The sequence below is a fragment of the Pantoea sp. Pa-EAmG genome, assembly GCF_030024295.1.
GTDB lineage: Bacteria > Pseudomonadota > Gammaproteobacteria > Enterobacterales > Enterobacteriaceae > Pantoea > Pantoea dispersa.
Map to the genome: position 1 here is coordinate 1 of NZ_JASEWO010000306.1, position 2,620 is coordinate 2,620.

2 protein-coding genes and 1 pseudogene are annotated in these 2,620 nt (G+C 53.7%); all 3 read left to right on the forward strand.

Translation table 11 applies throughout. The features are described from left to right. The first annotated feature begins 22 nt into the window (after positions 1-22). On the forward strand, positions 23-364 hold the full coding sequence (gene mobA, locus QMM04_RS22015) for a plasmid mobilization protein MobA (RefSeq protein ID WP_282997044.1): 342 nt from the start codon (positions 23-25) through the stop codon (positions 362-364). Further along, positions 364-2,325: a TraI/MobA(P) family conjugative relaxase gene (traI, locus tag QMM04_RS22020; protein ID WP_282997045.1), complete on the forward strand. Its 1,962-nt coding sequence runs from the start codon at positions 364-366 to the stop codon at positions 2,323-2,325. The genes mobA and traI overlap by 1 nt, the downstream gene beginning before the upstream one ends. A gap of 109 nt (positions 2,326-2,434) precedes the next feature. Continuing rightward, positions 2,435-2,620, forward strand: a pseudogene (locus QMM04_RS22025) (conjugal transfer protein); the annotation flags it as partial.

Below are 2,620 nucleotides of genomic sequence, written 5' to 3' on the forward strand. Positions count from 1 at the left end.
GGTAATGTGCCAAGGTTGAGTTATGTCGAAAAGCGAAAAGCGTCAGAGGGAAAAGCTGGTGAAATGCCGCTGCACAGAAGCAGAGTTTGAGGCTATCAATAAGAAGGCCTCAGCCGCCGGCCTGACTACATCTGAATACCTGCGCCGTACGGCGCTCAACAGAAAGATTACCGTGCGTACAGACATTCGCATGATGAATGAGCTGCTTCGACTGGGCGGGCTGCAGAAACACCTGTTTAACCAGATGCAGCAGAACATGACCACCGAGCTGAGCCTGCAATTTTCAGAAGTTCTTACCAGCATCAAGCTTGCCATTAACGCACTGGACATGACGCCGGTTCCGGCAGAGGACATGAAAGACTGATGAACGTAATCATCCCTCCCAAGCGTCGCGACAAAAAGACCAGCTTCAGAAAGCTGGTTGAGTACGTCAGCACGCGTGAGGAAAACAAAGCGGGTGAATCTGTAACTCACGATGCGGCCCATACCCCCGGCACTGAATACGTCGCCACGCCCGGATTTGGTCAGCTGGTCGATTACGTCGGACGTAAGAGTGCCGCACCGTCTTCACAAATTCTCAGCATTTCACCAGAGGGCATTCAGCGCGTGCTCTCCGGTGAAGTGCTGTGTGAAACCAACTGCTTTTCTCTGGATACTGCGGCGTCAGAAATGAATCTGACGGCAGCGCAGAACCGGCACTGTAAGGATGCGGTGTATCACTTCATTCTTTCATGGCAGAGCGACGAAGACCCATCCCCTGACGCGGTTTTCCGTTCGGTCCGCTACAGTCTGAAGCAACTGGGCATGGAAGACCATCAGTACGTTGCCGCTATTCACCGCGATACCGACAACGTACACTGCCACGTTTCTGCCAACCGCGTACACCCTGCGACGTTCCGCGCGCAGAACATGTGGAACGATGCCGATGAGCTGCAGAAATGCTGCCGTATCCTTGAGCGTGAACTCGGTTTTAAAGTGGATAACGGCAGCTGGCAGATGAACGAGTACGGCGAACTTCACCGCACCCGTCGCGACATGCCCGCCGCACCACGCGGCGCAGCGAAGCGTGAAATCTTCTCCGACAGGGAAAGTCTGCACGGCTATGCCGTACGCGAAACCCGTCATATGCTTCAGGACTTTGCTGAACAGGACTGCCTTAACTGGCCGCTGCTGCACAACGTACTTTACTCCCGTGGACTGGGGCTGCGGGAACAACAGGGAGGGCTGGCTGTTTACGATCTGCTTAATCCCGACGGCGAGTGTGTTAAGGCTTCTGATGTGCACCCGGCTATCAGTCATGCGGCGATGGTAAAACGCTGGGGTGATTTCCAGCCGGCGCCACCGGCTTCCGAACCTGATGATCATGAGTCAGGCATACTCCTGATTGAAAAATTTTATATGCCACAGCTGCACGTACGCGACCAGGAAGCGCGGCGTGAACGTCGCGAAGCACGCGCTATTGCGCGTGACATTCTTCGTGCCCGTTACGATGCGTATCGTAATGGCTGGGAAAAGCCGGACCTGCGTGCAGCTGAACGATTCCGTCAGATAGCGTCTCACTGCATGGTTGCGAAGGCTCACGTGCGCGACACCGTCAGGGATCCGCTGATGCGCAAGCTAATGTACCGCGTTGCCGAGTTTGAGAAGATGAAGGCGATGGCAGAACTGCGCCTGCAGCTGCGCGAGGAGCGTCAGGTGCTGAATGATTCTGGAGCGAACCGGCCGCTCAGCTGGAAGTCCTGGGTTGAGCGCGAAGCAACTAAAGGCGACGCGGCGGCACTCAGCCAGATGCGCGGCTGGGCCTATCGAGAAAAGCGTGCAGCCCGTAAGCATCGGAACGAATGGCCTGAGCCAAACGCCATTGTGCACTTCGGCCCGGGAGACAACGTACCGGCAATTAAATCCAGCGAACACGAAACGCGTATCCTGCGTGATGGTACGGTCAGTTATATGCGGGATGGTAAACCTGCGGTTAATGACTTCGGCGACAGGGTTGAGGTTTATGCAGCGCCTGACAGCATTTCAGACCGTTTCAATAACGACCTTGCTGCTGAGCTGACAGCACGGCGTAGTGGGGACAATACCGTTCTTAGCGGGGATCCGAAAGCTGTCAACCGTGTGCTTTATTCCGGCGTGATACGCAATGTTAACAATCGTGACGATCGCATCTTTAAAGTGAGTGATTCGAAACAGATGGCCAGCGTGCACGCCACAGAAGAAAACATTCGGAACCGTGGTGTACATCCTGAGATGAAGCAGGCCGAACCTCAATTCAGGGACAATGAAAACGTACACCCAGTTAAAAGAGATTTACCACGACCATGAGGAGAATAAATAGAGAGACATAAGCCAAACGTAAGTATTTAGTCGCTGATTGCACAGGCTGGACCCCTGTACAACCAGCTAACCACAACAACCTGACCAGGAGGCTGCTATGGCTGCCGTGGATCCTATTGTATATGCACAATTGTGCAAGCTATTTCCTGCGCTGACTTCTAAGCAGGCTACTAATCTTTGTTTCTATTCTATGGGTGCCAGTCATCAGGATATATCCAGCCTGATCGAAGCGACCCCCATCACGATTAAAAAATCACTTGAATCTGCCCAAAAAACAGTCTTG

Bases quoted from the DNA above. Each gene is read 5' to 3' on its own strand.
- mobA (WP_282997044.1), top strand. From the start codon at position 23: ATGTCGAAAAGCGAAAAGCGTCAGAGGGAAAAGCTGGTGAAATGCCGC.
- traI (WP_282997045.1), top strand. From the start codon at position 364: ATGAACGTAATCATCCCTCCCAAGCGTCGCGACAAAAAGACCAGCTTC.